Raw genomic sequence first — 23,539 nt, 5'->3', positions numbered from 1 at the left:
TAAAAGATCATTTTCAACAGGATAATGAGTAAAAAACTACATTCTTAAATGATCAAAAAGTTACATTTTTAACTTGACATTTATATATTTCTTCGGACATTAATTCTTTAGGTATGGCCATAACAGTTTGACGAACTTGTTTATCAAAAATATCGTCACTTGGTAGGTAATGATAAAATGACCATTTGCCTTCTTTTTTTTCATAAATAAGCCCTGCATTTTTTAAAATCTTTAAATGTTTAGAAACATTATATTGGTTTTCTTCTAAAACATCTATAATCTCAGATACACTAATTTTTGAATCAATTGAAAATAATAACCACATTATCTTAAGCCTTGTCATGTCAGATAAAGCTTTAAAAACAGTTATATATTTTTCTAAATAATTAACCTCATAGTTTGCCATGTTACACCTCCATATCTCCTACAGCTGCCCCCATACTCATCCCTTTTGTAAGTAACGTAGCTAAAAGTGGAATGGCCATCTCAATTCTTAAATATAGAGGTACTCCTATTACAGAAGCAATAGGTATGGCAAACCATGAATCCCCACCAACATACTTTTCAACAATAGTGTTTGGAACATACGCAAGGGCAATACCACTTATTGCTGCAGCACATTTTGAGTAAAATATATTCATTTTAGAATTAGAAAGGGAGAATATAAAATGAAACCAATTATCGGGATACTATCAACTTCAGAAGATACTCTATCTGACTATATAAAAGCAGTAGAAAGAGCTGGAGGAACACCTATCGTTTTACCAGTAGTAGAAAATATTAATACTTTAGACCCTGTCATTAATAAATTAAATGGGATTATTTTTACTGGTGGTTCTGATATTAATCCTCATTGTTATAAAGAATATCCCAAATATGGGTTATGGAAAGTAGTTCCAAAAAGAGATAACTTTGAAATACCTTTAGCTCAATCTATATCCTGAGTACTTAAATTTATTCAAAACATTTGTCATGCACTGTCAATAAGTCCCTAAAGATTCTCCCTTTTCTTTTTTATAATATTGATTTAAGTTTATCTAATTGTTTACAATATCTTAGTAAATTTTTACTTCAAATATCCAATGAACCCCGATACACTTAATTTAGTTGAAATATTTACAAACATATGTATATAGTATTTACTTTAATTGTTTCTATCTTTTTTTTGCTCACCACTAGAAGCTTTTTAAAATCACCTATAGAACAGGTGGTTCTAAATAATACAAAAATAATCTCCACCTTAAATTAAGATGGAGATTACTTAACCTCTATATCTTTTACTGTAGTTAATTCATCAGGATTTATAATTTTATTATTTTCAAGTCTTGCAAGTATTTTTACTTTAACGGTATATTTACCTGGTAAAACTCTATTACCTTCATTGTCTTTATAGTCCCAAACCTCTGAAAAAGAAAGTTTTTCATTCTTTTCTAATTCTACATTAATTATAGCTTGTGTAAAAAATTTATCATTAGACCATCTGTATACTTCTATTCCATTATTATCAGTAATTAAAATGTCAAATTTTTGTCCTGAATTAAAATAAAAATTAATAGTTTCATCTGATATATTCTGAAGATAAAAATTTAGTATTGCAAATTCCTCTTGAGTTGTAATATCCAGTACTGTATTAAATAAACCAGTAGCAAAATTATTTAATTCATCATCTTCTTGGTTTATTTTCTCTATAATATAATATTTGCCAAGAGTAACATCGCTAATAAGCCAGCTGTCATTTATCTTCTCTACCACAATAGTTATTGGACGTTTTGCTGCCACTTGCTCTGCACTAGTAACTTCAATGATCTCTCCATAAACTGTGTATTGATTTTTATCAGTATTTTCTATTTTTATTAAATCAATACGTTCAGGCCATGGACTAGAAACCATGCGACCAGGAGCACTTTGTGGATTGTCTTGCCATTTTTGTAATAGTTCAGATGTTATATAAATTCCATATTTTTCTTTAATATTTGCAGCAACTATATCATCAGGAGCTGAAAGTAAAACTTCTTTAAGAGTTTTCCCAAAAGCTTCTACCATTATTTGTATGTCCTGTTCATCCTGATTAATTTCTTCACTATTAGTATCATTTAATTTTTCTAATCTAACTAACCAACGAATATAACTATTTTCTTCATTGTCATATACTAATGCTAATAATACATCGCCATTTTTAAGCTGAATTACCAAATAAAATGTTCTATTATCCTCGTTTATATCCGTACGATAAATAAATTTACTTTGATTGATTATTTCATAAATATTATTAGAAGGTGAATCAAATAATGTATACAACTTCTGTCTATTAATTTTATAGCTATATAATTTGCCATGCATAATCCAATCTTCGTCAGTAAGCTGCTTGCTATAAAATACATAATCAGATGATATATTATACTTAGATTCAATATTTAAGTCGTTAGAAGAATCCATAGGTACTTGGTATAAAATTTCTTTAACTTGATAAAATGAACCGTTAAATGACACTAAAGATTTTGGATTTGCTAATAATCCTGCTGTAATTATTACTAAACTTATAATTGAAAAAGACATTATTAAAGAACTTTGCTTTTTATAGTTTAATACGTTTTTAATTCTTCCTTTTACATTTCCTTCACCAAAAGCTAAAGGACTTCCATTTAAAATATGTTTTCTATCTGTGCTCATTAATTTAAACGCAATCCAAACAAGAGGATTAAACCAATGTATAGATAATATTAAAAAAGCTAATATTTTAATGATATAATCTTTTCGTTGTATATGAATTTTTTCATGTATAAGAATATAACTTTGTTCTTCTTTACTCAACCCAGCTGGCAAGTAGATCTTAGGTCTTATTAATCCAAATACAAACGGCGTTTTCAAATTCTCTACTTGATAAACGTTCTCTTCTATTAACTGTGCATTTTTTAATTTATTTTTTAATATCAAAATAGATACAATACTATAAATTAATAATGCTATTATACCTAAAATCCAAATATATGCTCCTATTTTAATATAAATCTGTAATGGATTTGTATCTGATTTAATAATATTTTCAAAAAGTAAATTACTTATAGATGAATCAATTGTTTCTATCTCAGTATTAACCTGCAAATTTTGTTGATTGAGTACATCATAGGAATTGGAAATAATATTTATATTACGGGGTATAAGACTAAACATACTTTCAAAGGAAAATGGAATTATTAAAAGAAAAGCAACTACACTCCATAAAATATAAGAAATAAATTTAGGAGCTTTTTTTAACAATAATCTTACAAGTATCACAAGAAGGATTGCATAGCTTGCTGTAAAACTCATATTTAAAACAGAAATAAATAATTTCTCCATTACTCAACCTCCTTGTACTCATCAATTAATTTTTTTAATTCTTCAGCTTGCTGCTTACTTAATTTTTTACCACTAATAAAAGCTGTTAAAAACTTTGGTAAAGACCCTCCAAAAGTATCTTCAACAAACTTAATACTCTGCTGAGAATAATATTTGTTCTTTTTAATTATAGATGAAACTATTGTATTTTCATTTTTAAAAATTCCTTTTTCACATAACTTTTTTAGTACTGTATATGTTGTAGATTTTCCCCAATTCATTTCTTTTTCACATAGTTTTACGAGATCACCAGAACCGATTGGTTCGTTTTCCCAAATCAATTTTGCAAATTTTTCTTCACTTTTGGTAAGTTTATACTTTTTTATAATAACACCTTCTGAGTCTATAAGTAATAAACTTTATATTTTCAGTCTATCATTTATAGACCAAGGAATCAATATACATTTATAGTTATTCATTTTTTATAATTAATTTTATACTATTCCTCTTGACAATAACAGAATAATATATTAATATGAAGTAAACTTCACATGAAGTTTACTTCATATTTTAAGGAAGAGGGAGACCATGAAAACAAAAATTAAAGAATTGCGAAAAGCAGCTAAAATGACACAACAAGAACTAGCTGATTTAGTTCATGTTTCCTCACGAACTATCATTTCTATTGAAAAAGGGCAATACAATCCATCTCTTATGCTTGCTTATAGAATAGCAGAAGTCTTTGGAGTTACTGTTGAAGAATTATGTTGTCTAAAAGAAAATAAAGAAATGGAGGATAAAAAATATGAAGATTTATCATAAAAAAAATTTTTCATATGGTCTATTTAACATATTATTAGCTATAACATTTACTATTCTTAATACTATCCAAGAATTTAAAATTAGAACCCTTATCTTTTCTATTTTTTGTTTGTTTTTTGGAATTCTGTTGATTATAGGTAGTATGTCTCGTGAAATGACTAAAGAAGATATAATTAACGAATTAGATGAACGAAACCAACTGATTAATTTAAAATCTCGCAGTAAATCTTTGAGCTTAACACAAAAAATCGGTTTTGCTATTATGTTGCTATTTTTAATTATATCAAAACTATATAATTATAATATATTACTTTATGTAGCCCTTGGTATTGCAATCAGTCATACTATTTCTTTAATAACAGAAATTTGTACAACAATTTACTATGAACATAAAAATTAAATAATTTTTTTATGTTATTACTTATTTAGGGATAAAATAGTTTTTTATAATTAAATGAGCTATAAATTAATTTAAACAATAAATATTTATAGCTCATTTATAAACATATTTAACTAACTAAATTATCCCTCAAGTATTTTTATGTATACTTTTCTATTTCTTGGTCCATCAAATTCGCAGAAATAAATACCTTGCCATGTACCCATTTTTAGTCTTCCATCTTCTATGATAACACTACATGAACTTCCCATTAAAGAAGCCTTTATATGCGCATGAGAATTTCCTTCTATATGTAGATATCCATCATTTTCAGGATACTTTTTATTTAATGCTGTCAAAATATCTGTCACAACATCAGGGTCTGCATTTTCATTTATTGTAACTCCAGCAGTAGTATGGGGAACAAAAACTATTGCTACTCCTTTTTTTACTCCACTTGTTTTTACAGCTTCTGCTACAAGATTTGTTATATTAATAAATTCTTGTGGTTTTGTAGTTTTTATTGAATATTCCATAATTTCACCTTCCCAATTTAAATTTAATATAAATATTTTGATTATACTCCTAATATTGTTTCTTATAATACTTTGTATCCTTAAAATTCAAATATTCTATAATTGCAATATCAATATAATTATCTTTAAAAATAATTTGTTTTAGATCATCAAGTTTCAAATTTTTACCTCCTTTTTTACCTTTTTCTTTTAATACTATTACTTATAACAAGCTTATTTAAAAGATCACTTGATTTTAATATTAGTATCTTTTACTTCTTTATGTTGCATAATTATATAATTATATTATATAAAGACCCATATATTATTATCAAGCAATAACAAATAATTAAAAAATGCTGGTGAAATACCAGCATCTAAATTCAAAAATAAAAAAACTTATATAGTTTTTCATATGGTTTTGCTACACCTTTCATCAAATTCCTCCTATGTATAAGAAAAAAATATAGTTAAACTAAATCCACTTATTGTTTTTTAATAATAAATATCAAATTTTATTTTTATAAAAACTCCTAGATGATTTTAATTTTACATGTTAATCAAGAACAAATCAATAAAAATGCAATAAAGCTAATAACTGAGCCAAAAATGTGAATTTTAGTAGATAAATTTTTATAATCATAATGCTGTGATTTTTCTAAATTACAAATTACTATTTTATGTATCTCTTATGCTTTTTAAAATCTTGCCTTATCTTTTCAGAAATACTTTATATCGAGTTGTTCTAAAATCTTCCTTTCCACATCTGATTCTTTTAAACTGTTTTTAAACTTCTCAATCCCCTGTTTATCTACAGTTTGTTTTAATCCATCATAAATAGAATATTGGGGCTTAAATCCTATATCTTTCTTTATAAGATCACAACTTCCAATCATGTTTATATCTCTAAATGGGAACCAATCTCTTGCCTTGTAAGTTGTAGCTTTGGTATCTACCAATACCAATTTAGGTGTTATATTAAGTACCCTGCCACAAACTTCAACCCAACCTTTTAATGTGATATATTCTGTACCAGATATATTGTAAGCTTTACCAAAGCACTTCTTATTTTCTGCAATCTTTTCTATAGCATCACACAAATCATCAATATGGCCAAACTGGATCATAGGCATCCCCATACCAGGAATAATAATAGGTTTATTATTTAATAGTCTTGCAAAAACATAACTTTCTCTATCTAAATTGTTGCCTGCACCATAAACATAAAAAGGTCTTAAAATCGTAATTGGGAATTTTTGCTCTTTCCAGGCATTAAATAAAACTTCTTCACACAAATATTTATTAGTAGAATACTCTCCCCAATGACTAGAAGTCCCTCTTGGACTATCTTCTCTAAAAGGAAAAATCTCACTATCTTTATATACTGCTGCACTACTTATATGTATAAAATGGTTTGTATGATTTTTTAATAACTCTACAGCTATTTTAGTCTGATACTCTTTATAGGCTGAACCATCTATTACAATATCAAACTCCTTTCCACTTAATACAGCTTGTAATTGCTCAAACTCATTCCTATCTGCAAGAAGTTGTATAGCCCCATTAGGACAAGGGTTGTTTCCACGATTCAAAACATAAACTTCGTCCCCTCGTTGAATAAATTTATTCGCTATAGCTTTTCCAATAAATACACTTCCACCAAATATTAAAACTTTTTTCATTTATAGTATCCTCCCTTAACCTTTTTTCTAAGTACATTCTCCTTTTCAATCACATTTTTAATTTTAATTATTAAGTTGTTGAATAACTAAAATTACCATTAAAAAAGTCGTCCTTTCTAGTATCATGTTAAGTACCCAAACAAAAACAATCACCTAGAAAGGACGACTAATATTATTATAACACTTAATATGATAAAAAATAACCTCTTTTATAAAGTTTGTAAAAAGTTACAAAGGATTTTTGAAAGATTCACATCTAAAAATAATTTTAAAAAAGACTGTATTTATCCTTATTAGTTATAATTAAATCTATTTTTGTCCTAGTATTAGTGCCACCTGCTTTAAAATATCTTTTTCCATTATTATACAATGATGCTATTTGCTTTTTAAATTTTCTTCATATCTTTGTGCCATAATAATTCCTTCTCATGATATATAATTATATTATACCATTGTTCGGAATTAATTTGTCCTATTTAGTATAGCTTATCCACTTCACTTTTTATAATTTATATGTATGTATTTAATTTAACTTCACTAATTAAAATTAATACTATTCTTCTTGACAATAACAAAATAACATATTAATATACAACTTAAGTTTGTAGTTCATATTTCCTCACGAACCATAATTTACATTGAAAAAAGACAATACAATCCATCCTTATGCTTGTTTATAGAATAGCAAAAGTCTTCAGAGTTACTGTTGAAGAATTATGTTATCTAAAAGAAAATAAGGAAATGGAGGATAAAAATATGAAGATTTATCATAAACGAAATTTTTTATCTGGTCTATTCTATACATTATTGGCTATAACATTAATTACTCTTAATATTGTCCAAGAATTTAAAATAAAAACTTTTATTATTTCTATTTTAGGTTTATTATTTGGAATCCGAACAATCATTGGTAGCATGTCTCGTGAACTTACGAAAAAAGATATAATTGATGAACTAGATGAACGAAATCAATTAATTAATTTAAAATCTAGCAGTAAATCTTTTAGATTAACTCAGAATATAAATTTTGTTATTATGATAATATTTTTTATTGCAGCAAAAATATATAATAGTGATATGCTTTTTTATATTACTTTTGGTCTTACATTTAGCTATGCAATTTCTTTAGTAACAGAAATTTTTACAACAATTTATTATGAACATCGCATTTAAAAAACTTACTTTATTTATTATTCAGCTAATAAACTAACTTATTATGTTAGTTTCTCTTAAACTACAGAGCTAAACTAAAGAGCTATAAAATTAGTTAATCAATGAATAATTTTATAGCTCTTTTACAAATTTATTTAACTAATATAAAAAAATAAACTATTAATTTAAATTTTAAAAATCAATTCTTCAATATTATTTATTTCTTAATTATCCAATTCTTTAAAGATAAAAATAAATTTATATTGGACAACTCTTAAAAATAATTCTTAAATCATTTTATCTTATGATATAACACTTGTATCTTTTCGAAAAAGCTCAATAATATATTTTTCTGAATTTTCATTATCAAAGTAGACTTTTGCATATAAATCTTCTATTCTATCAAAAGGCGATAAAAGATAATAACCGCTTTTTACTATACAATTGCCTTTTTCAGTTTTATAAGCACATTCAACTCGTGATATTACATAACTTCCTATATGCATCCAATGTGATGGAACCAATTTTACTACTGAAGCCTCATAGCAAATACCCTCATTTTTTAACATTTTAAGTTTATATTTATAATAAATGTTTTTAATTTTTAATCCTATACCAAGAGCAATCCATAAAATACCATTTAATATTAATGCCCAATTTTTTAATTTAATTAATAATATTATTCCTATTATGAACAAAGGAATACCAAGTACAAATAAAAAAAACTTATATAATTTTTCACATGGTCTTTCTACAACTTTCATCAAATCCCTCCAATATCTAATAAAAATTATATATTTTTGATAATATTATTTTTGACAATATTAAAAATTTTCTTTCTGTTTGTTAAAATTTGTATCGTTTTGATAAAATGCTAAAATAAAACAAATAAGACCCATGCCTATTAAGACAAAAATATTTATTAACTGAGTATGTAAAGGCTGATTATTACTAATTATATTTTATTTTCCCTTTCTAATATAACGGTTCTCATTCCATCTACAACTATATAACATAAAAAAAATATCAAATATCCAATAGAAGATTGAATCGTCCAATCTACTTTATTTTCTTTTGAAAATTTTGAAACAGATTCAAATGTTGCTGTATGTCTAGAAAGCTCTAGTCACTCTTCACTTATTCTTGAAAATATTTGTTTTAATAAAGTACTTTTAATAAAAGATAATTTTTGTAAAAATTGTAATTAAAATATTACTATATTATTAAAAAATCTCACAATTTTAAAAAAGCTATACTCTATTGATTTAATATATTAAAACCTATTTTCTTATTATTTTATAGATTATAATATAAATTTTTGAAATTATAAATATTTTTTATCTTTATTTGTCGTAACTCAAATCAACTATACTAAATAAAATAAATAAATTCCAAACAATAGTATCTTATTTACAATAAATTTATTAATTCATATTCTACTATAATCCAAATTATAAATGGACAATACATAAAAAAACATATTAATCTTTGCCATAATCCTTCTAAAGCAAAGATTGTATTTTGAAATTTTGGTTTATCACTCAATACAAAAAAAACAAATGAAATTAATCCAAGCAGAAAAAAAACAAGCGAATAAAGCCCCAAACACCACATATTTATTTCAAATTGTATTATTGCTAAAATTAATGGAGCAAATAAAAGTGCAATAAAGCCAATCACTGAGCCAAAACCGTGAATTTTAGTAGATAAATTTTTATCATCTTTTTTTTCATTTAAGGGGAAGATTCCAGAAATAACTTCATCTCCTATACCATATGTAAAAAGTAATATAAATAGTAAAAATGATAACCCAGCCTGTTCATTATAATAATAGTTATAAAGTATATATGAAAAAATAGCTATAGTACAACCGGAAATAATCATCCAAACATTATAAACCCATCCTAAAGGACTTTCTTTACAACCTAGTACACTCATAACAGTTTTTAAGTGACTATATCCTTTATATGGCAGAGCTATTGCAAACGGGATTAATAAATCTATAATCATTACACATAAAATAATCATCAAAAACACTTTTTCCATCTCCTAAAATACTAATAATTTTGTGCTATATCTATTCAAAATCACCAAAACCTTCTAATACCTTTAATACAAGTTCTTTCATTAGGTCCATTTTAGCTATTGCTATTCCTTTCTCTTTATCACCAAACACTAGTAATTCATCGCCTGCTTTAATATTAAATATATCTCTAGCTTCTTTTGGAATTACTATTTGCCCTCTTTCCCCTACTTTTACAGTTCCAAACATGTATTTTCCCTTTTTTATTTCTGACATCATATCACCTTCTTTGATTATGTAATTCATATTTTTCATATTTTTCATACTAACTTTAACATGTATTATGTGAATTGTCAATACATAAATAAGGAAAAAATATCCACTTCTTAAGAAGTGGATATTTTTTAGACTATATTGCTTGTAACTCTTCTTCTTTTTCTTTTTTTATTAAGTATATCGCAATTAATGTTACGAAGAGTTCAGTAACAACAAATGATAACCAAACACCTATCATATTTAAAATTTTACTTAATATAAGTACCAGTGGGACAATTATCACTAAACCTCTTGCAATTGTTATGAGAAATGCACCTTTTGCATTTTCTATAGCACTTAAAAACATGGCAGTTACAATATTAATCCCAGCAAAGAAAAATCCTAAGAAATAAATTTTCAAACCTATTTCTGTAATTTGTGAAATTTCTATATTATTATTTTTGTTAAATATATGAATTATACTATCAGAAAATAATATAACACAAGAATATATTATTATTGATATAATTAAAGATGTAAATAATGCATATTTCCGTATTTTCATTACCGTAGCATGTTCATTAGAACCATAATATTTACTTATAATAGGTTGTATACCTTGAGCTAATCCAGTAAAAATAGCTATCCCCACAAGGGCTAAATTGGCAACTATTCCATAGGCAGCTACTCCTAAGTTTCCTTTGATTCCTAAAATAACTAAATTAAATATAATTAAAACAACTGCTGATGAAATTTCTATAATAAACGAAGATAACCCTAGGCTAAAAATATCTAAAATAAAAGACCATTTCAACTTGCTTTTTAAGATATTAAATCTTTTCTTCTTATTTTTAAAATGAGATAATAATGTGAAAATACTTATTATTGGAGCTATACCTGTTGCAAAAGCAGCTCCAAACATTCCCATCTGTAAAGGGAACATAAACACATAATCTAATATAATATTAAAAAAACTGCCTAATAACATTGCTATCATTGATAATTTAGGATTTTTATCATTACGTACAAAAGCAAGAAAAACATTATTTAAAATATAAAATGGTGCAAAAGAAAGTATCGTTGTTAAATATATTTTTGTATAAGATAATGTAAATGTATCAGCCCCTAGAACTAACGCTAAATATTTTGAACCAAGTGAACCTATTATTACAAATATTGTACTTATAATAAAACTAAGCTTTATAACTGAAGCAAATACCTGATCGGCTTTTTTATATTTGTTTTGAGATTTTAAAATATTAGCTCTAGTTGCTCCACCAATTCCAACCATCAAACCCATACCATTAATTACACTGTATACTGGAATAGAAAGGTTTAAAGATGCCAGTCCATATTCACCTAAAGCATTTGCTACAAAGTACGTATCAGCTAAAATATAAAAAGAAATACCTATCATACCCAATATACTTAAAGTTATATATTTTAAAAATTTGCTTAATATAGATTTTCTCATTCAAAATAACTCCTTTCACAGTAAAAAAGTGCTCTAAAAACATTCCTTCTAAGACCTAACGGAATGTTTCAGAACACTATACAATCTTTACCCGGTGGCAAAAATGAAGCTTTTAAATATTTATTTTTAAATGTAGCATAACATGCATTTAAATAAATGTCAATTTAAATTTTCTATTTGCTATTCTTCTAGAGAAGTCAAACATTAGATTATAATTCTCTTATATCTTTATTAAATCCCATAACAATTGTTAATCCTAATAATATAATACCTGATATAACAGGTAATATCCATACAGGAATCAAGTCAATCAATAATCCAGAAATAGCCATTCCAATAGGTATACATGACATTGAAAATGTAGTAATCAATCCAAATATTCTTCCTCTCATATTATCAGGTATTATCCTCTGTAAATTTACTTCCATAGGAATATTTACAAAGACTATTGCTACTGAAATAATAAATCCTACTATTGCATATAAAATGAAATAGGTATTTATTGTAAAAATTAATTGTTCCAAAACAATAGATAGCCCTAATAAAATAGTACCTATATCTATAATAAATAATCCGATTATCATTTTTTTAAAACTCTTTTTACTCTGTGGTAAAACAGATAGAATCCCTGCTCCTACAAGCATCCCTAAAGGGAAAACTGCTTGTAACGTTCCAAATTGAATCTCAGACATTTTAATTATTTCATTAACTATATAAGGAAAAGGAATAGTCAATCCTAATGCTACAAATAGATTAAGAAATATTCCAGCCATAGACATCATAAATACTGATCTAATTGATTTTAAATATACAAATCCATCTTTAAAATCATTTATGAAATTTTTTATAATTTGTTTCTTATCTAACTCAGTATTTTCAATCTCTTCTTTAGTTTCTATTACTTCTCTATCTTTTTCAATGATTTCCTCATTTCCTACAACGTCAATCGACGACTCTGTTTCAGCTTTATTTAAATTAAAGTCTATAAATATTTCACTAATACCTGAAAGTATAAATGATATTCCATTTATAACTAAAAATAATTGTATGTCGACAAAGGCATATATCATACCTCCTAAAAATGGACCTGCAATAGAAGTAAGTGATGTTATAGCCTGATTTAAAGAGTTTGTTCTCATTAAATTTTGTTCATCCACTATATTAGGAATTGATGATTGAAAAGGAACATTAAAAAAAGTACTACATGTAGCTAATAAAAAACTTGATATATAAATATATGTTATTTCCAAACCATTAATTATAGCTAATCCTGCTAACGATAAAATTATTATACCACTTAAAATGTCCATTAGTACTACCATTCTTTTTCTATCAATTTTATCACTTATTACTCCAGCTATAGGACCAAATATGACTGCTGGAAGTGTACTAATCACTAATGATAATGCAAAAGTAGTCCCTGAACCTGTAGTTTTAAGAACATATAAACTTATGGCAAAACTATATATCTTTGAACCAAATAAAGATACAAGTCTTCCTAACAGCAACAACACCATATTTGATATAACATTTGGTTTATAAATTTTTACACTTTGAACTCTATCATTCATAAAGAATCTCCTATCTATTTTGTATGATCATTTAAATTAAATTCTCTTATTAAAAAATCTATTCCTTCTTTCATTACATCCTTATTTATGGAATAAATATTTTTTCCTCTTTTTCTATTCATGGATACTAATTCTGCAGAAAACAAATTATTCATGTGATATGAAACAGTTGCTCCAGAAATTCCAAGTTTTTCAGCAATATCTTTACTGGAATAATCTTTATCCTCTGCTATAAGCTTAAGTATTTGAAATCTAGTGATATCTGAAAAGTTTTTAAAAATATTAATATATTTTTTTAGCTTATCCCCTTCGCTTCCTTCATATTGTGCTAAAGCCTCTTCATAGTCTATACCTATATAAACATATACTGAAGATTCTAAAACATTAAATGCGATACTATAATAATCTAGATAGCTAGTAGTTATATAGATTTCATCATATTTGTCAAACCTCATAAACTTTCTCAAGATATTTCTGAAATATTTTCCATCATTTGTGCTATTCTTTTTTTCAATATATTTATTAAACTCATCAACGACTTTTTCTTTAGCCTGATAATGCTTCAAAAATTTAGGAATTAATTCTTCCATAAATGAGATATACTCGTCTCTATATTTCTCTGGCTCTTGAAGAAAAGAAAATAACTCCCACTTTAATCCTGAATCATATTCTAAACTTTTAATAAGAGACAAACTCTCTTGTTCACTTTCTAAAATGTTATTTACTTTCTCATCAACTTCTGCTCTATTGTTTTCTTTACTAGTTTTACTAATTAACTCTTTTATTAATTTTAATCTTAATAGATGATTATCTAATTGTTTTATATATTTTAAGCATTTATCTAATTCCTTATATTCCCACAATTCTCTATCTGATAAAAAGATTTTTGCTAAACCAAACTCATTCCCATAATAAAGTTTTAACTTTTCTTCGCTTAAATTCACATCTTGCCTTAAATCATTTATAAATTTCTCAAACTCCACATTTGGCTTTATTCCATACTCTTTAAACCTTTCGAGCTTCTTATCATGATGGTATAAATAGTATAAAAACATCAAGCAAGCTCTTGTTTCTCCTATCTTTGGATCAAATATTATTTTCAATCTATAACCCCCATTTAAAATTTCATGTTGTAATTTATTCCATTTAGATAAATATCTAATTATATTTAATTGTTAGATGTTTATCTAATTCAAGTTTATATTAGATAAATATCTATGTAAATATATTTTTTGGAAAAACTATAATATTTTATAATTATAATTCATACCTTTATTCTATTTTTAATATAATAAGATCTTAATTAAAAAAATTAATGGACATCTGATTGTTTAAAATAATAATGACAATCAGTCGTCCATTATCTTAATATTTCAATTAATTTTATTAAATAAAAATGAAGTAAAATCTATATTGTTTAATTAAAGTATACATAAAGCTTATACAATATATTTAAATTATATGTATTTTATTAACATATTTAACTATCACTCAAATTTTGTTATATCCCGAAGTTTAGTAAACTATATGCTTTATTCTTCAAAGCTTATTGTATTTAATATATCTGTTAACTCATTTTTTTCATCTTCTGATGAATATGATAATAAATATGATAATACATATTTATCAACTATTTTTAAATAATACTTTTGATAAATAGTTATACCTTGATAATCTAGAGACACTTCCATCACATAAAAATCTTTATTTCCAATTTTTTCTGTACTTATATCACCACATTTATATCCTACACCTGTTTCCTCTAGTACTGTTTTTACACTTTCTATATAATCTTTTTCATCTATTATAATACTATCAATTAATCCTACATTCTCAGCCGTACAAAGGAAATTTGGATTGAAATCTTCTACGGAGTTTAACGGATATTTATATGTCCATACCAAATGGAAAATTCCCTCTGAAGATGAATCTGTATTTTCTACTAAATCCTCATTATTTTCTACCAGCATTTCTTTACCTACATTAAACAATGCTTTTTTTTCTTCATCAGTTGCAATATGCCAGTCTTCTGGCAATTCCATTGTAAATCCAAAGTAATCATTTGAATATTTATTATTTTCAAAAGTTCCTAATATAAGCTCTTTCTTATTCTTAGTACATCCTGAAAATATTGACATTAAAAATATTACTATTAATAAAATGGATAAAAATTTTTTATTATTCATTTAAAATTTCTCTCCTTTTTTTATTTTTACATTAATATTTTTATTTATATCAAAAATTAGCTTTTTTATATTTTTGAACTTATAAATTAGCTAATTTTAGATAAACCTATATATTAATATAAAGACATTACTGACTATTTTACTTTAAGAATTAAATTTGGACAAATAAAAACAATCTATTTTATAAAATATATAGACTATTTACTTTATTATTAAAATTTGAACTTATAATTTGTTTAATTTCTTCAACTTCTTTAAGAAATTTAAAATTTAATATATAAAAAAGTTAAATCTTTAAAATTTATAAAAACAAATAATAAATATATATTCTTAAAATTTTTATAATAAATAATTAATTATTTAATTAATTAGTTTATTAGTATAACAATTGTCTAAAAGTCCGTTTTATTTCAATTGAGTATAAATATATAATATCTTTAAAATTATGTCAATATTTTTCCTACAATTATTTTACACCAAGGAAATAACAAAGCAATCACAAAGTAATTTATCATTATATCAACTTAGATCTTTAACTAAATCATCAACAATTTTCTTGTTAAAAAAATTTAACTTTATATAAGTTTCAATCCTTTGATCATAATATTTCCTCAAACACCTTTAATCATTTTTACTTTCATATATTGTTTTTGCCTTATAAAAAAAGATAAGAAAAATCACATTCATAACAATAAATATTACTGTAAATATTGCTCCTATAAACACCAATATTGAATTTTGTGTAAAAACAAACAACATTGTTATCACATGCAAAATCGTTTTTATTTTCCATATAGTAAATAAATTTTGAAAACCAAGTTGCCTGCCTGTGATAACTTCCAAATCTTTTATACCTAACATAATAAGATAAGACATATAAATCCATATGCCTAATGTAAACAAATTATAAATAGCAAATAATTCTCCCTCAAAGAGCGCTCCTATTAAACCACCTATGGTAAACAAAAGTGAATTTATAGCCATAAATACTGCAAATGGTTTTGCTTTCTTGAAGTGCATACCTTCTAATTTGGATAAACCTATAAAAATAAATATATATCCTAAAAAATTTGGCAATAGGTCAAATCCATTTATTTTGATATGAAAAAATATCAATATATATCCCCAAAATATATGTGTCATAAACTCTCCACCTCACACTAATATAAATAATTTGCAATTCAAATTTGCTACATTTACGAATTTTTATCATAACATAAATTCATATTTACATCTAGCATTTCGGCTAATAACATACAATCTCGCCAAATTCAAACTACATATAAGTCGACCACTCACAAAGGTTTTATCTAATTTTAATATATTGCCATGGAGTAAAAAAATCTTATCTTTAGCATTATGATTTTAAACAATAGATCACATAAAAATCTTGTATCAATCTTTATATTAATAAAATATTTTTTATAAAATCCTACATTTAGATAGGTTTATTAAGTGCTCCCAAAACAAAAAAAATTGTTTTATACATTAAAATAAGCTCAAAGTCAATAATGGAGCAAGATTTTAAATAATCCCACCCCAATTATTGACAAAGAGCCTAAAATTATATTTTAAATTTTCCAACTGCTTCACTTAATTTATCTGCAAAATCTTTTAAATCATTTACACTTTTTGTTAGTCTTAAAATAAATTCTGTTTGTTGCTCTGTAGAAGCTGCCACTTCTTCTGTACTTGCAGAAGTTTCTTCAATAATACTAGATATTGATGCAATTGATGTAAGGATATCATTTTTACTTGTTTCCATTTCTGCTGATGATTCTACTACTTCATTAATTTTGGGCATAAGATTATTTAATGAACTAAAAATACTATTAAATATTTGTCCTGTTGCTTTTATTGACTCAATTTGATTTTCTAAAATTTGATTTACTTCTTTCATTATCTCGACTGCATTATTAGATTTTAATTGAATATTATTTATAATACCTCTAATAGTATTAGTTGCTTTTTCAGTTTCTTCTGATAAGTTTATAATTTCATTTGCTACAACAGCAAATCCTTTACCAGCCTCTCCTGCTCTTGCTGCTTCAATACTTGCATTTAATGCTAATAGATTAGTTTGATTTGAAATACTTTTAATAGATGTTATTATTGTTTCCGACTCTTTTGCAAAAGAATTTATATCTAATGTAACTTCATTAATTTTAGAATACTTTGTTGAAGTTTCTATTGTCCTTTCATTAAGTTCATTAATAATACTATTTCCTTCATCACTTAACTTATTTATATGCTCAGATATTTTTGTTAATTCTATAATCGAATTACGAACTTCCTTTATTTTTGAATCAAGATTTTCAGATAACATTAAAATATCTTCAGCATCTTCTGCCTGTTTAGAGGCACTTGCTGCAACTTGGTTAATTGTATCTCTAATTTGTAATGCTGATTGATTAAGTTCTTGTGATAACTTAGCTGAATCATTTGAAACTCCATATAATGAATCACTTGTATGTTTAATATTTTTTACTAAAGATTGAATATTGGTTATAAAATAATTAAACCATTTAGTTAATTCTCCAACTTCATCTTGAGAAGTTGTTTTAATCCTTTTTGTTAAATCACCTTCACCTTGTGAAATATCTTTCAACATTTCAGAAGTATCCTTTATAGGTCTAGAGATCTTTTTTGAAATAATAAGAATAAATATAATTGTTATAACAAAACATATAAATCCGGCTACAATCATATACATATTAGTTCTATAAACATCTGCATAGATTGCACTTTCTTCTGCAACTGTAATAATTGTCCAAGGTTCTTCATTATCTGAGAATATCTTAACTTGTGAAAATGCAACTAAAACTTTGTCACCATAACTATCTTTATAACTTATATAACCATTCTCTAATGTATCAAAAGATTCTTTAACCCCTTCTACATTTGCAATATCTGGAAAAACTTCATAAAAATTAGTGTTTTTATCTAATGTAAATACAACTTGATCACTTTCATTAATTAGAAAAGCTCCTTTTTCACCAATTGTTCTATGATCTAATCTTTTTACAATATCAAAAATATACTCCATATCTACTTTTGATACCAATATATATAATACATTTATATTAGCATCATCTGTTACTGGCGTTACTATAAATATATGATCAGCACCATCTATCTTAATATTTTCAATAGAAACATCTCCTTGCTTATAATTAAAAAATTCATTTAATTTTTCATTTGAAAAATATATACCACTTGTATCTCCAGTGCTAACTAAACATTCCCCTTGTTTATTAATTAAATAAAGATCTGAAATATATTGACTTTCTATTTTTAATTCTTCAAGATAATCTTCCATATCTTTATAATTAGTTGTCTCAAAAACATCACCTTGAGATATAACCTTTAATTCTGTACAACGTTCTCCTATAAATGTAGTAATCGTCAATCCTGCCTCTTGAGTTAAAGCTTCTAATTGGGTCATTATCATTTCCTTTTGTGTACTAGAACTTAAAGTACTACTTATAAACATAATTATTGAAAAAGAAACTATTAATCCTATCGAAATACTATAAGCAATTTTTTTTGAAATACTCTTTCTCATATTATTACCTCTCACATATTAATATTACATTTTTTATTCAAATCTTCTTAAAATAAGATAATCTTATAATTTAGTATAATTTACGACAAATAAATTGTCAATAAATTGCGTTAATTTGAATATTTCCAAATTTGTTGTAGAAAAATCATTATTACTTTCTCATAAAAAATAAGTATTTCCAAGGTTAAAAGTCTCTGCATATTTTATTTTTAGCTTACAAATTAAATTTACAATATCTTAATAATTTTCCTATATAAAACATTATATTATTATATTTAATAACAATACTTTTAATAGAATTTTTTAATATTAAAGAACCATTAGTAATGTTATATTTAATTTTTTAAAGTTATTGACAAATAAATGTATATTATATAAAATAATACAAATAAACTACAAAGTGGAGAGATAAATAGTTTAAACAGAGCTTCCAACTAAGAGATTATAGGTTCAGTATTAGATGATTTAATACACTTTAGGGAGAGACATATGAGAAAATCTTTGTTTAGATTTGTCGATAGATTTGAATTATTAAGTTGCTATCTAATTTGTTTTATTTTTAATATAGTATTTGATTTTATTAAGACTTTAAATATAGACTCTCATTTTCTACAAACTTTTTTAAAACAATTTTATGATTATCAAGCATTAATTATTTTTTTTGTTTACATTTATTGTTATAATTTTTCATTATCAGATGTTGCATAGAAAAAAAGTAGAAATATATTGCAGGATCCTTGTAGGAGACACTGTATTAAATATTACTATTCGTTATGTTCTGGAATGCCTAGTGATATTGGGAATAGCTTTTCTTATATCAATAATTATGAACATCTTCTTAAGCATAAACTTAACTAGCAATATTTATTTAACTTGTATTTTTATTATTTATATATTAATTAGTGCGAGAAAGGTGTGGAGATTTGAAAATTTTTAAGTTCTTTATTACAAAAATATTTTTAAGAAAAGTTGTGATTACCTCAAGTGTACTTTTATTACTTTTTTTAGCTAATTACTTGGTTTTCATTGCTGCTCGATCAAATTTATCAGTTCTTCAAGGATATAAAGAAATAAAACGTATAAATCAAAAAGGCAATTTTATAGCTAACTTAAATCCCGATAGTGATATGGATATGGGCGCATTTAAAAAAAATGATACACAAAATGTATATAACTATTTAAATAATAATTTTAAATATGCTTTATTTACAGATGGATTTATTGTATCATTACCTAATGATTATGATATGGAAGTTTCATTTGGTTATGTAAATGAAGAATATTATAAATTAAATCCATTTGAAATTTCACAAGGGAAAAATTTATATTTTGATTACCATTTTGACAGTGATATAGAAATACCCGTTCTAATAGGAAAAGGGTTAAGTAAAACATATCCTTTAGGTTCTACAATAAGAATTGACGACCCTGTACTTGAGAAACCCATTACCCTAAAAGTCCAAGGGATTTTAAAACCAAATGTATATCATTCCAATTTTCATGCTCTCAGTTCAAAACAGTATTATAATTTTTCTGTTATTTTGCCTGTTAATGAAGAATTCATTAAAAATTCAAACATTAGTTTTCAACTCAATGGACTCTTTGACATTATACTTCTTCAAACTTCGAAAGATAAAATTGAAGATTTAGGAAAAGTTATTCAAGACAATTTAGGTTTGAAATTTAATTTTTATACTCAACAAGAAAATTATGATTATTTTAATAAATACTATTTTAATTCACTAAAGATTATAGCTATAGCAACTACAGTTTTGTTTTTAATTATAACTTTTCTTTCTGTTTGGAATTCATTAGTCAGCATACGTTTGATGATCAAAGATTTTACAATTAATTTATTTGTTGGATTAAGCTATTCAAAATTACGAAAAATCTTTTATGGTTATTATGGAATATTGTTTTTTATAAATTTAATAGCTTTGTTTTTCATAACTGCTTATTCAAGATATGGAAATTGGCTAAGAAAAGACGCTTCTTTTGTCACTTATGGTTTATTTGGTTTAATAGGAATGGATTGGTTTGCTTTATTGGTAGTACTACTTTCTGATATTATTATTGGGATAATTATTGTCGAAATCATGTTATGGAGAATTAAAAAAGTCCCAATTTCTTTAGGGGTGTTACAATGAAGAAAATCATTGATTTAAATATTCAAGAAAAAGTGTATAAGAGTAAAAAATCACAGATTTCAATTTTAAATAATTTTACACTTGAAGTTAATGCTGGTGAAAAAATATCTATTGTAGGACAATCCGGAGTAGGGAAAACTACTCTGCTCAATATTCTTGGATTGTTAGATGTAAATTATAAAGGTACTTATAGACTTTTTGGTTCGCTAACTGATGATTTAAATGCAAGTCAATTAGCACAATGGCGAAATCAAAAGATTGGTTTTATCCTTCAAGAATCAGCATTAATTAATTCTTTGACGATTGAAGATAATATCAAATTACCTTTGCTCTATGCAAAATCTAGTGAAAATTACAGAGAAAAGGATTTTGAAAATATAACTAATGCACTCGGGATTAAATCAATATTAAAAAAGAAACCTTTTGAATGCTCTGGTGGGGAAAAATCTCGAGCCGTATTTGCTAGAGGTATAATTATGAAGCCTGAACTTATTTTATGTGATGAACCTACAGCCTCTTTAGATATTGATAATAGTGAAAGAATTATGAATTTACTGTTTAAAATGAATGAGGATTTTAACACCACTATTATTACTGTGACACATGATTTAGAAGTGGCTAATCGTCATGAAAAAGTAATTCATCTTAAAAGGAGGACATAAAATGGGTTTTTGGTTATGAATATACAAATAAAAAATCCTTCTTTGATATTGCTCTTTTACCTATAATGCTTATAAAAAAAGAAAAAGAACATCTTTTTCCTATCCCCAATATAGAAATTATTGAATCTTACATAAACTATATGACTTAAGTAACAGTTCATAAAGATTCAATGATTTACTATAAAGGAAAAAGATNAATATAGAAATTATTGAATCTTACATAAACTATATGACTTAAGTAACAGTTCATAAAGATTCAATGATTTACTATAAAGGAAAAAGATATTCCGTCCCACATAAGTTTATTAATAAAACCTAAAAAAATAAAAGAATTAATTTAATAAGAATTCATTCTCTAACGAAAAAAATTATAAATTATCATGAAAATATTATCTACTTATTTCTAAAGAAAAATCAAATATGTTTTCCCAGTTTATAAAAGAATATATAAATTAATAATGTCAAAGGGCAAGATGAACTCGATAAAGCTCCCCCTTGATATCAATTTTTCTTTATTTCTAAGATGCTTAGTTAATTAAGCTTCGTATTATTTATAAGATGTATAATTCTCCAACTTCACATAGATGCTAAAAATAACTTTACTAAATAAACGCCTTACCTAACCATAGGAACGATTCTTTGCAATTATGAAAACCGTTATAATTAACTATCCTTAGCAAAATCAATTCTCTCACCAATTTGAGCAGCATAATCCTGTAGTAGTTTAAGATCTGCCGTTTTACAAGGGAAAAGCACATAACTGTCGCTGCCTATATCAAAATCTGCCATACATACTCCTTGTGATTTCCATTTATCATCAAGAATTTGACACCATTGAGGAATAAAGTCATCCTCATTTAACCAATCTGGATCTATATGAACGTTATATTTCTTCATTCCTACTAAGTTTTCTACGAAATATATAAAGTCCTCTTTTTCATCTTTCCAGTCCCGTTCACAGACATAATTATTTTTTTCTAATATACTAACAAGACTTATCCATCTCATATAATTTGAATCTTCAAATTCTTCCATTCCAANCGTTCACAGACATAATTATTTTTTTCTAATATACTAACAAGACTTATCCATCTCATATAATTTGAATCTTCAAATTCTTCCATTCCAATTTCGTAATATTGTTCTTTATGAGTAATAAAATAGTGCTTTGGATCAGAAATAAAATCTGAAACCTCACGCATAACATCCTTATTCCCAAATGAAACAATCCTCGCAATTTCTAGATATTGCTGTTTATATTGTTTTTCTACATTAACAGATTCATCTTGAGTATCGCTATCTAAAGATTTATCTTGAGTATCACCCTCTAATTCCTTTCTAAATTTATCAAATACTTCCATAGTTATTCCTCCATTTAATTATTTTCTATTTTATTTAACCAAACCATTTACAAGTCTAAGAATAATAGCATATTTCACCTCCAATAAATTATCTTTAAAACACAAATATAAATATATGATTATATTTGATATATTATAAACCAAAATATTTATAACTAATTATTTTGTAATTAATTGTCTATAATTTTACCTCTATGTACAAAAAATGTCAATATGTTAATTGTATATATCTTTTATGAATAAGATACTTTTATTAACTTATAATACATACATAATATTTTTTAACAATTGTTCAAAAAGTTACAACCTTTCTTTTAGAGCTAATTTTATACTTTAACACTAAAATCAAGCATGATTTCTACTAAACATAAATACTATATTTAATATTGCAATTTAAATAATTTATATATTGAATATTGATAATATT

General features: G+C 25.1%; 23 protein-coding genes and 1 pseudogene. 7 read left to right on the top strand and 17 right to left on the bottom strand.

Annotated elements, in window-relative coordinates; translation table 11 throughout:
* Positions 1–52: 52 nt before the first annotated feature.
* Both OM90_RS08590 and OM90_RS08585 read right to left on the bottom strand, forming a co-directional pair.
* The gene (locus tag OM90_RS08590; RefSeq protein WP_058486476.1) at positions 53–406 is read right to left on the bottom strand and encodes an ArsR/SmtB family transcription factor; all 354 of its coding nucleotides are present in this window, start codon (positions 404–406) and stop codon (positions 53–55) included.
* Position 407: 1 nt separating this feature from the next.
* Positions 408–641: a permease gene (locus OM90_RS08585; protein ID WP_058486475.1), complete on the bottom strand. Its 234-nt coding sequence runs from the start codon at positions 639–641 to the stop codon at positions 408–410.
* A 27-nt stretch (positions 642–668) separates the two neighbouring features.
* On the opposite strand from OM90_RS08585, the gene OM90_RS08580 reads away from it, so the two are divergent.
* On the top strand, positions 669–944 hold the full coding sequence (locus tag OM90_RS08580) for a gamma-glutamyl-gamma-aminobutyrate hydrolase family protein (RefSeq protein WP_058486474.1): 276 nt from the start codon (positions 669–671) through the stop codon (positions 942–944).
* Positions 945–1,257: 313 nt separating this feature from the next.
* On the opposite strand, the gene OM90_RS08575 is transcribed toward OM90_RS08580, so the two are convergent.
* Both OM90_RS08575 and OM90_RS08570 read right to left on the bottom strand, forming a co-directional pair.
* On the bottom strand, positions 1,258–3,339 hold the full coding sequence (locus tag OM90_RS08575; protein ID WP_058486473.1) for a M56 family metallopeptidase: 2,082 nt from the start codon (positions 3,337–3,339) through the stop codon (positions 1,258–1,260).
* Positions 3,339–3,704: a BlaI/MecI/CopY family transcriptional regulator gene (locus OM90_RS08570; RefSeq protein WP_058486472.1), complete on the bottom strand. Its 366-nt coding sequence runs from the start codon at positions 3,702–3,704 to the stop codon at positions 3,339–3,341. Before OM90_RS08570 ends, OM90_RS08575 begins: the two co-directional genes overlap by 1 nt.
* A gap of 202 nt (positions 3,705–3,906) precedes the next feature.
* On the opposite strand from OM90_RS08570, the gene OM90_RS08565 reads away from it, so the two are divergent.
* Positions 3,907–4,140, top strand: a complete 234-nt coding sequence (locus OM90_RS08565; protein WP_058486471.1) for a helix-turn-helix transcriptional regulator — start codon at positions 3,907–3,909, stop codon at positions 4,138–4,140.
* Positions 4,124–4,540: a hypothetical protein gene (locus OM90_RS08560; RefSeq protein ID WP_058486470.1), complete on the top strand. Its 417-nt coding sequence runs from the start codon at positions 4,124–4,126 to the stop codon at positions 4,538–4,540. Before OM90_RS08565 ends, OM90_RS08560 begins: the two co-directional genes overlap by 17 nt.
* Positions 4,541–4,662: 122 nt before the next feature.
* Here the strand turns inward: OM90_RS08560 and OM90_RS08555 are convergent, their stop codons facing one another.
* On the bottom strand, positions 4,663–5,055 hold the full coding sequence (locus OM90_RS08555; RefSeq protein WP_058486469.1) for a secondary thiamine-phosphate synthase enzyme YjbQ: 393 nt from the start codon (positions 5,053–5,055) through the stop codon (positions 4,663–4,665).
* Positions 5,056–5,753: 698 nt separating this feature from the next.
* The gene (locus OM90_RS08550; RefSeq protein WP_058486468.1) at positions 5,754–6,716 is read right to left on the bottom strand and encodes an SDR family oxidoreductase; all 963 of its coding nucleotides are present in this window, start codon (positions 6,714–6,716) and stop codon (positions 5,754–5,756) included.
* 756 nt (positions 6,717–7,472) lie between these two features.
* Here OM90_RS08550 and OM90_RS12605 point away from each other — a divergent pair.
* A complete protein-coding gene (locus tag OM90_RS12605) occupies positions 7,473–7,889 on the top strand; it encodes a hypothetical protein (RefSeq protein ID WP_058486467.1) in 417 nt (138 codons plus the stop codon).
* Between the two features lie 281 nt (positions 7,890–8,170).
* Here the strand turns inward: OM90_RS12605 and OM90_RS08540 are convergent, their stop codons facing one another.
* The 9 genes from OM90_RS08540 to OM90_RS08500 form a co-directional block, all read right to left on the bottom strand.
* Positions 8,171–8,632, bottom strand: a complete 462-nt coding sequence (locus tag OM90_RS08540; RefSeq protein ID WP_058486466.1) for a hypothetical protein — start codon at positions 8,630–8,632, stop codon at positions 8,171–8,173.
* A gap of 646 nt (positions 8,633–9,278) precedes the next feature.
* A complete protein-coding gene (locus tag OM90_RS08535) occupies positions 9,279–9,914 on the bottom strand; it encodes a DUF998 domain-containing protein (RefSeq protein WP_242860877.1) in 636 nt (211 codons plus the stop codon).
* Between the two features lie 31 nt (positions 9,915–9,945).
* The gene (locus OM90_RS08530; protein WP_330381854.1) at positions 9,946–10,215 is read right to left on the bottom strand and encodes an AbrB/MazE/SpoVT family DNA-binding domain-containing protein; all 270 of its coding nucleotides are present in this window, start codon (positions 10,213–10,215) and stop codon (positions 9,946–9,948) included.
* 85 nt (positions 10,216–10,300) lie between these two features.
* Entirely contained in the window at positions 10,301–11,620 is a 1,320-nt protein-coding gene (locus tag OM90_RS08525; RefSeq protein ID WP_058486464.1) for an MATE family efflux transporter, read from the bottom strand.
* A 209-nt stretch (positions 11,621–11,829) separates the two neighbouring features.
* Positions 11,830–13,191: an MFS transporter gene (locus OM90_RS08520; RefSeq protein WP_058486463.1), complete on the bottom strand. Its 1,362-nt coding sequence runs from the start codon at positions 13,189–13,191 to the stop codon at positions 11,830–11,832.
* 14 nt (positions 13,192–13,205) lie between these two features.
* Positions 13,206–14,294 carry an ArsR/SmtB family transcription factor gene (locus tag OM90_RS08515; RefSeq protein ID WP_058486462.1) on the bottom strand — a complete coding sequence of 363 codons (1,089 nt, stop codon included), beginning with the start codon at positions 14,292–14,294 and terminating at the stop codon, positions 13,206–13,208.
* A 429-nt stretch (positions 14,295–14,723) separates the two neighbouring features.
* A complete protein-coding gene (locus OM90_RS08510) occupies positions 14,724–15,377 on the bottom strand; it encodes a hypothetical protein (RefSeq protein ID WP_058486461.1) in 654 nt (217 codons plus the stop codon).
* Positions 15,378–15,998: 621 nt separating this feature from the next.
* Entirely contained in the window at positions 15,999–16,520 is a 522-nt protein-coding gene (locus OM90_RS08505; RefSeq protein ID WP_058486460.1) for a hypothetical protein, read from the bottom strand.
* Positions 16,521–16,941: 421 nt separating this feature from the next.
* A complete protein-coding gene (locus OM90_RS08500) occupies positions 16,942–18,942 on the bottom strand; it encodes a methyl-accepting chemotaxis protein (RefSeq protein WP_058486459.1) in 2,001 nt (666 codons plus the stop codon).
* A gap of 923 nt (positions 18,943–19,865) precedes the next feature.
* Here OM90_RS08500 and OM90_RS08490 point away from each other — a divergent pair.
* The 3 genes and pseudogenes from OM90_RS08490 to OM90_RS13530 form a co-directional block, all read left to right on the top strand.
* Positions 19,866–21,089, top strand: a complete 1,224-nt coding sequence (locus tag OM90_RS08490; protein WP_058486458.1) for an ABC transporter permease family protein — start codon at positions 19,866–19,868, stop codon at positions 21,087–21,089.
* A complete protein-coding gene (locus OM90_RS08485; RefSeq protein ID WP_058486457.1) occupies positions 21,086–21,751 on the top strand; it encodes an ABC transporter ATP-binding protein in 666 nt (221 codons plus the stop codon). Before OM90_RS08490 ends, OM90_RS08485 begins: the two co-directional genes overlap by 4 nt.
* 238 nt (positions 21,752–21,989) lie before the next feature.
* Positions 21,990–22,136, top strand: a pseudogene (locus OM90_RS13530) (IS21 family transposase); the annotation flags it as partial.
* A 278-nt stretch (positions 22,137–22,414) separates the two neighbouring features.
* Here OM90_RS13530 and OM90_RS08480 read toward each other — a convergent pair.
* Together OM90_RS08480 and OM90_RS13385 are read right to left on the bottom strand one after the other, a co-directional pair.
* The gene (locus tag OM90_RS08480; RefSeq protein ID WP_160323650.1) at positions 22,415–22,759 is read right to left on the bottom strand and encodes a DUF6630 family protein; all 345 of its coding nucleotides are present in this window, start codon (positions 22,757–22,759) and stop codon (positions 22,415–22,417) included.
* The gene (locus OM90_RS13385) at positions 22,756–23,112 is read right to left on the bottom strand and encodes a DUF6630 family protein (RefSeq protein WP_058486455.1); all 357 of its coding nucleotides are present in this window, start codon (positions 23,110–23,112) and stop codon (positions 22,756–22,758) included. The genes OM90_RS08480 and OM90_RS13385 overlap by 4 nt, the downstream gene beginning before the upstream one ends.
* Between the last annotated feature and the right edge of the window lie 427 nt (positions 23,113–23,539).

The organism is Defluviitalea phaphyphila (genome assembly GCF_001466305.1).
GTDB lineage: Bacteria > Bacillota > Clostridia > Lachnospirales > Defluviitaleaceae > Defluviitalea_A > Defluviitalea_A phaphyphila.
This window is presented reverse-complemented; position numbering and strand designations above follow the sequence as displayed.

What these genes read in the sequence shown, in the direction of transcription:
- OM90_RS08590 (WP_058486476.1), bottom strand. Translation starts at nt 406, where the DNA reads ATGGCAAACTATGAGGTTAATTATTTAGAAAAATATATAACTGTTTTT.
- OM90_RS08585 (WP_058486475.1), bottom strand. Translation starts at nt 641, where the DNA reads ATGAATATATTTTACTCAAAATGTGCTGCAGCAATAAGTGGTATTGCC.
- OM90_RS08580 (WP_058486474.1), top strand. Translation starts at nt 669, where the DNA reads ATGAAACCAATTATCGGGATACTATCAACTTCAGAAGATACTCTATCT.
- OM90_RS08575 (WP_058486473.1), bottom strand. Translation starts at nt 3,339, where the DNA reads ATGGAGAAATTATTTATTTCTGTTTTAAATATGAGTTTTACAGCAAGC.
- OM90_RS08565 (WP_058486471.1), top strand. Translation starts at nt 3,907, where the DNA reads ATGAAAACAAAAATTAAAGAATTGCGAAAAGCAGCTAAAATGACACAA.
- OM90_RS08560 (WP_058486470.1), top strand. Translation starts at nt 4,124, where the DNA reads ATGAAGATTTATCATAAAAAAAATTTTTCATATGGTCTATTTAACATA.
- OM90_RS08555 (WP_058486469.1), bottom strand. Translation starts at nt 5,055, where the DNA reads ATGGAATATTCAATAAAAACTACAAAACCACAAGAATTTATTAATATA.
- OM90_RS08550 (WP_058486468.1), bottom strand. Translation starts at nt 6,716, where the DNA reads ATGAAAAAAGTTTTAATATTTGGTGGAAGTGTATTTATTGGAAAAGCT.
- OM90_RS12605 (WP_058486467.1), top strand. Translation starts at nt 7,473, where the DNA reads ATGAAGATTTATCATAAACGAAATTTTTTATCTGGTCTATTCTATACA.
- OM90_RS08540 (WP_058486466.1), bottom strand. Translation starts at nt 8,632, where the DNA reads ATGAAAGTTGTAGAAAGACCATGTGAAAAATTATATAAGTTTTTTTTA.
- OM90_RS08535 (WP_242860877.1), bottom strand. Translation starts at nt 9,914, where the DNA reads ATGGAAAAAGTGTTTTTGATGATTATTTTATGTGTAATGATTATAGAT.
- OM90_RS08530 (WP_330381854.1), bottom strand. Translation starts at nt 10,215, where the DNA reads ATGAAAAATATGAAAAATATGAATTACATAATCAAAGAAGGTGATATG.
- OM90_RS08525 (WP_058486464.1), bottom strand. Translation starts at nt 11,620, where the DNA reads ATGAGAAAATCTATATTAAGCAAATTTTTAAAATATATAACTTTAAGT.
- OM90_RS08520 (WP_058486463.1), bottom strand. Translation starts at nt 13,191, where the DNA reads ATGAATGATAGAGTTCAAAGTGTAAAAATTTATAAACCAAATGTTATA.
- OM90_RS08510 (WP_058486461.1), bottom strand. Translation starts at nt 15,377, where the DNA reads ATGAATAATAAAAAATTTTTATCCATTTTATTAATAGTAATATTTTTA.
- OM90_RS08505 (WP_058486460.1), bottom strand. Translation starts at nt 16,520, where the DNA reads ATGACACATATATTTTGGGGATATATATTGATATTTTTTCATATCAAA.
- OM90_RS08500 (WP_058486459.1), bottom strand. Translation starts at nt 18,942, where the DNA reads ATGAGAAAGAGTATTTCAAAAAAAATTGCTTATAGTATTTCGATAGGA.
- OM90_RS08485 (WP_058486457.1), top strand. Translation starts at nt 21,086, where the DNA reads ATGAAGAAAATCATTGATTTAAATATTCAAGAAAAAGTGTATAAGAGT.
- OM90_RS08480 (WP_160323650.1), bottom strand. Translation starts at nt 22,759, where the DNA reads ATGAGATGGATAAGTCTTGTTAGTATATTAGAAAAAAATAATTATGTC.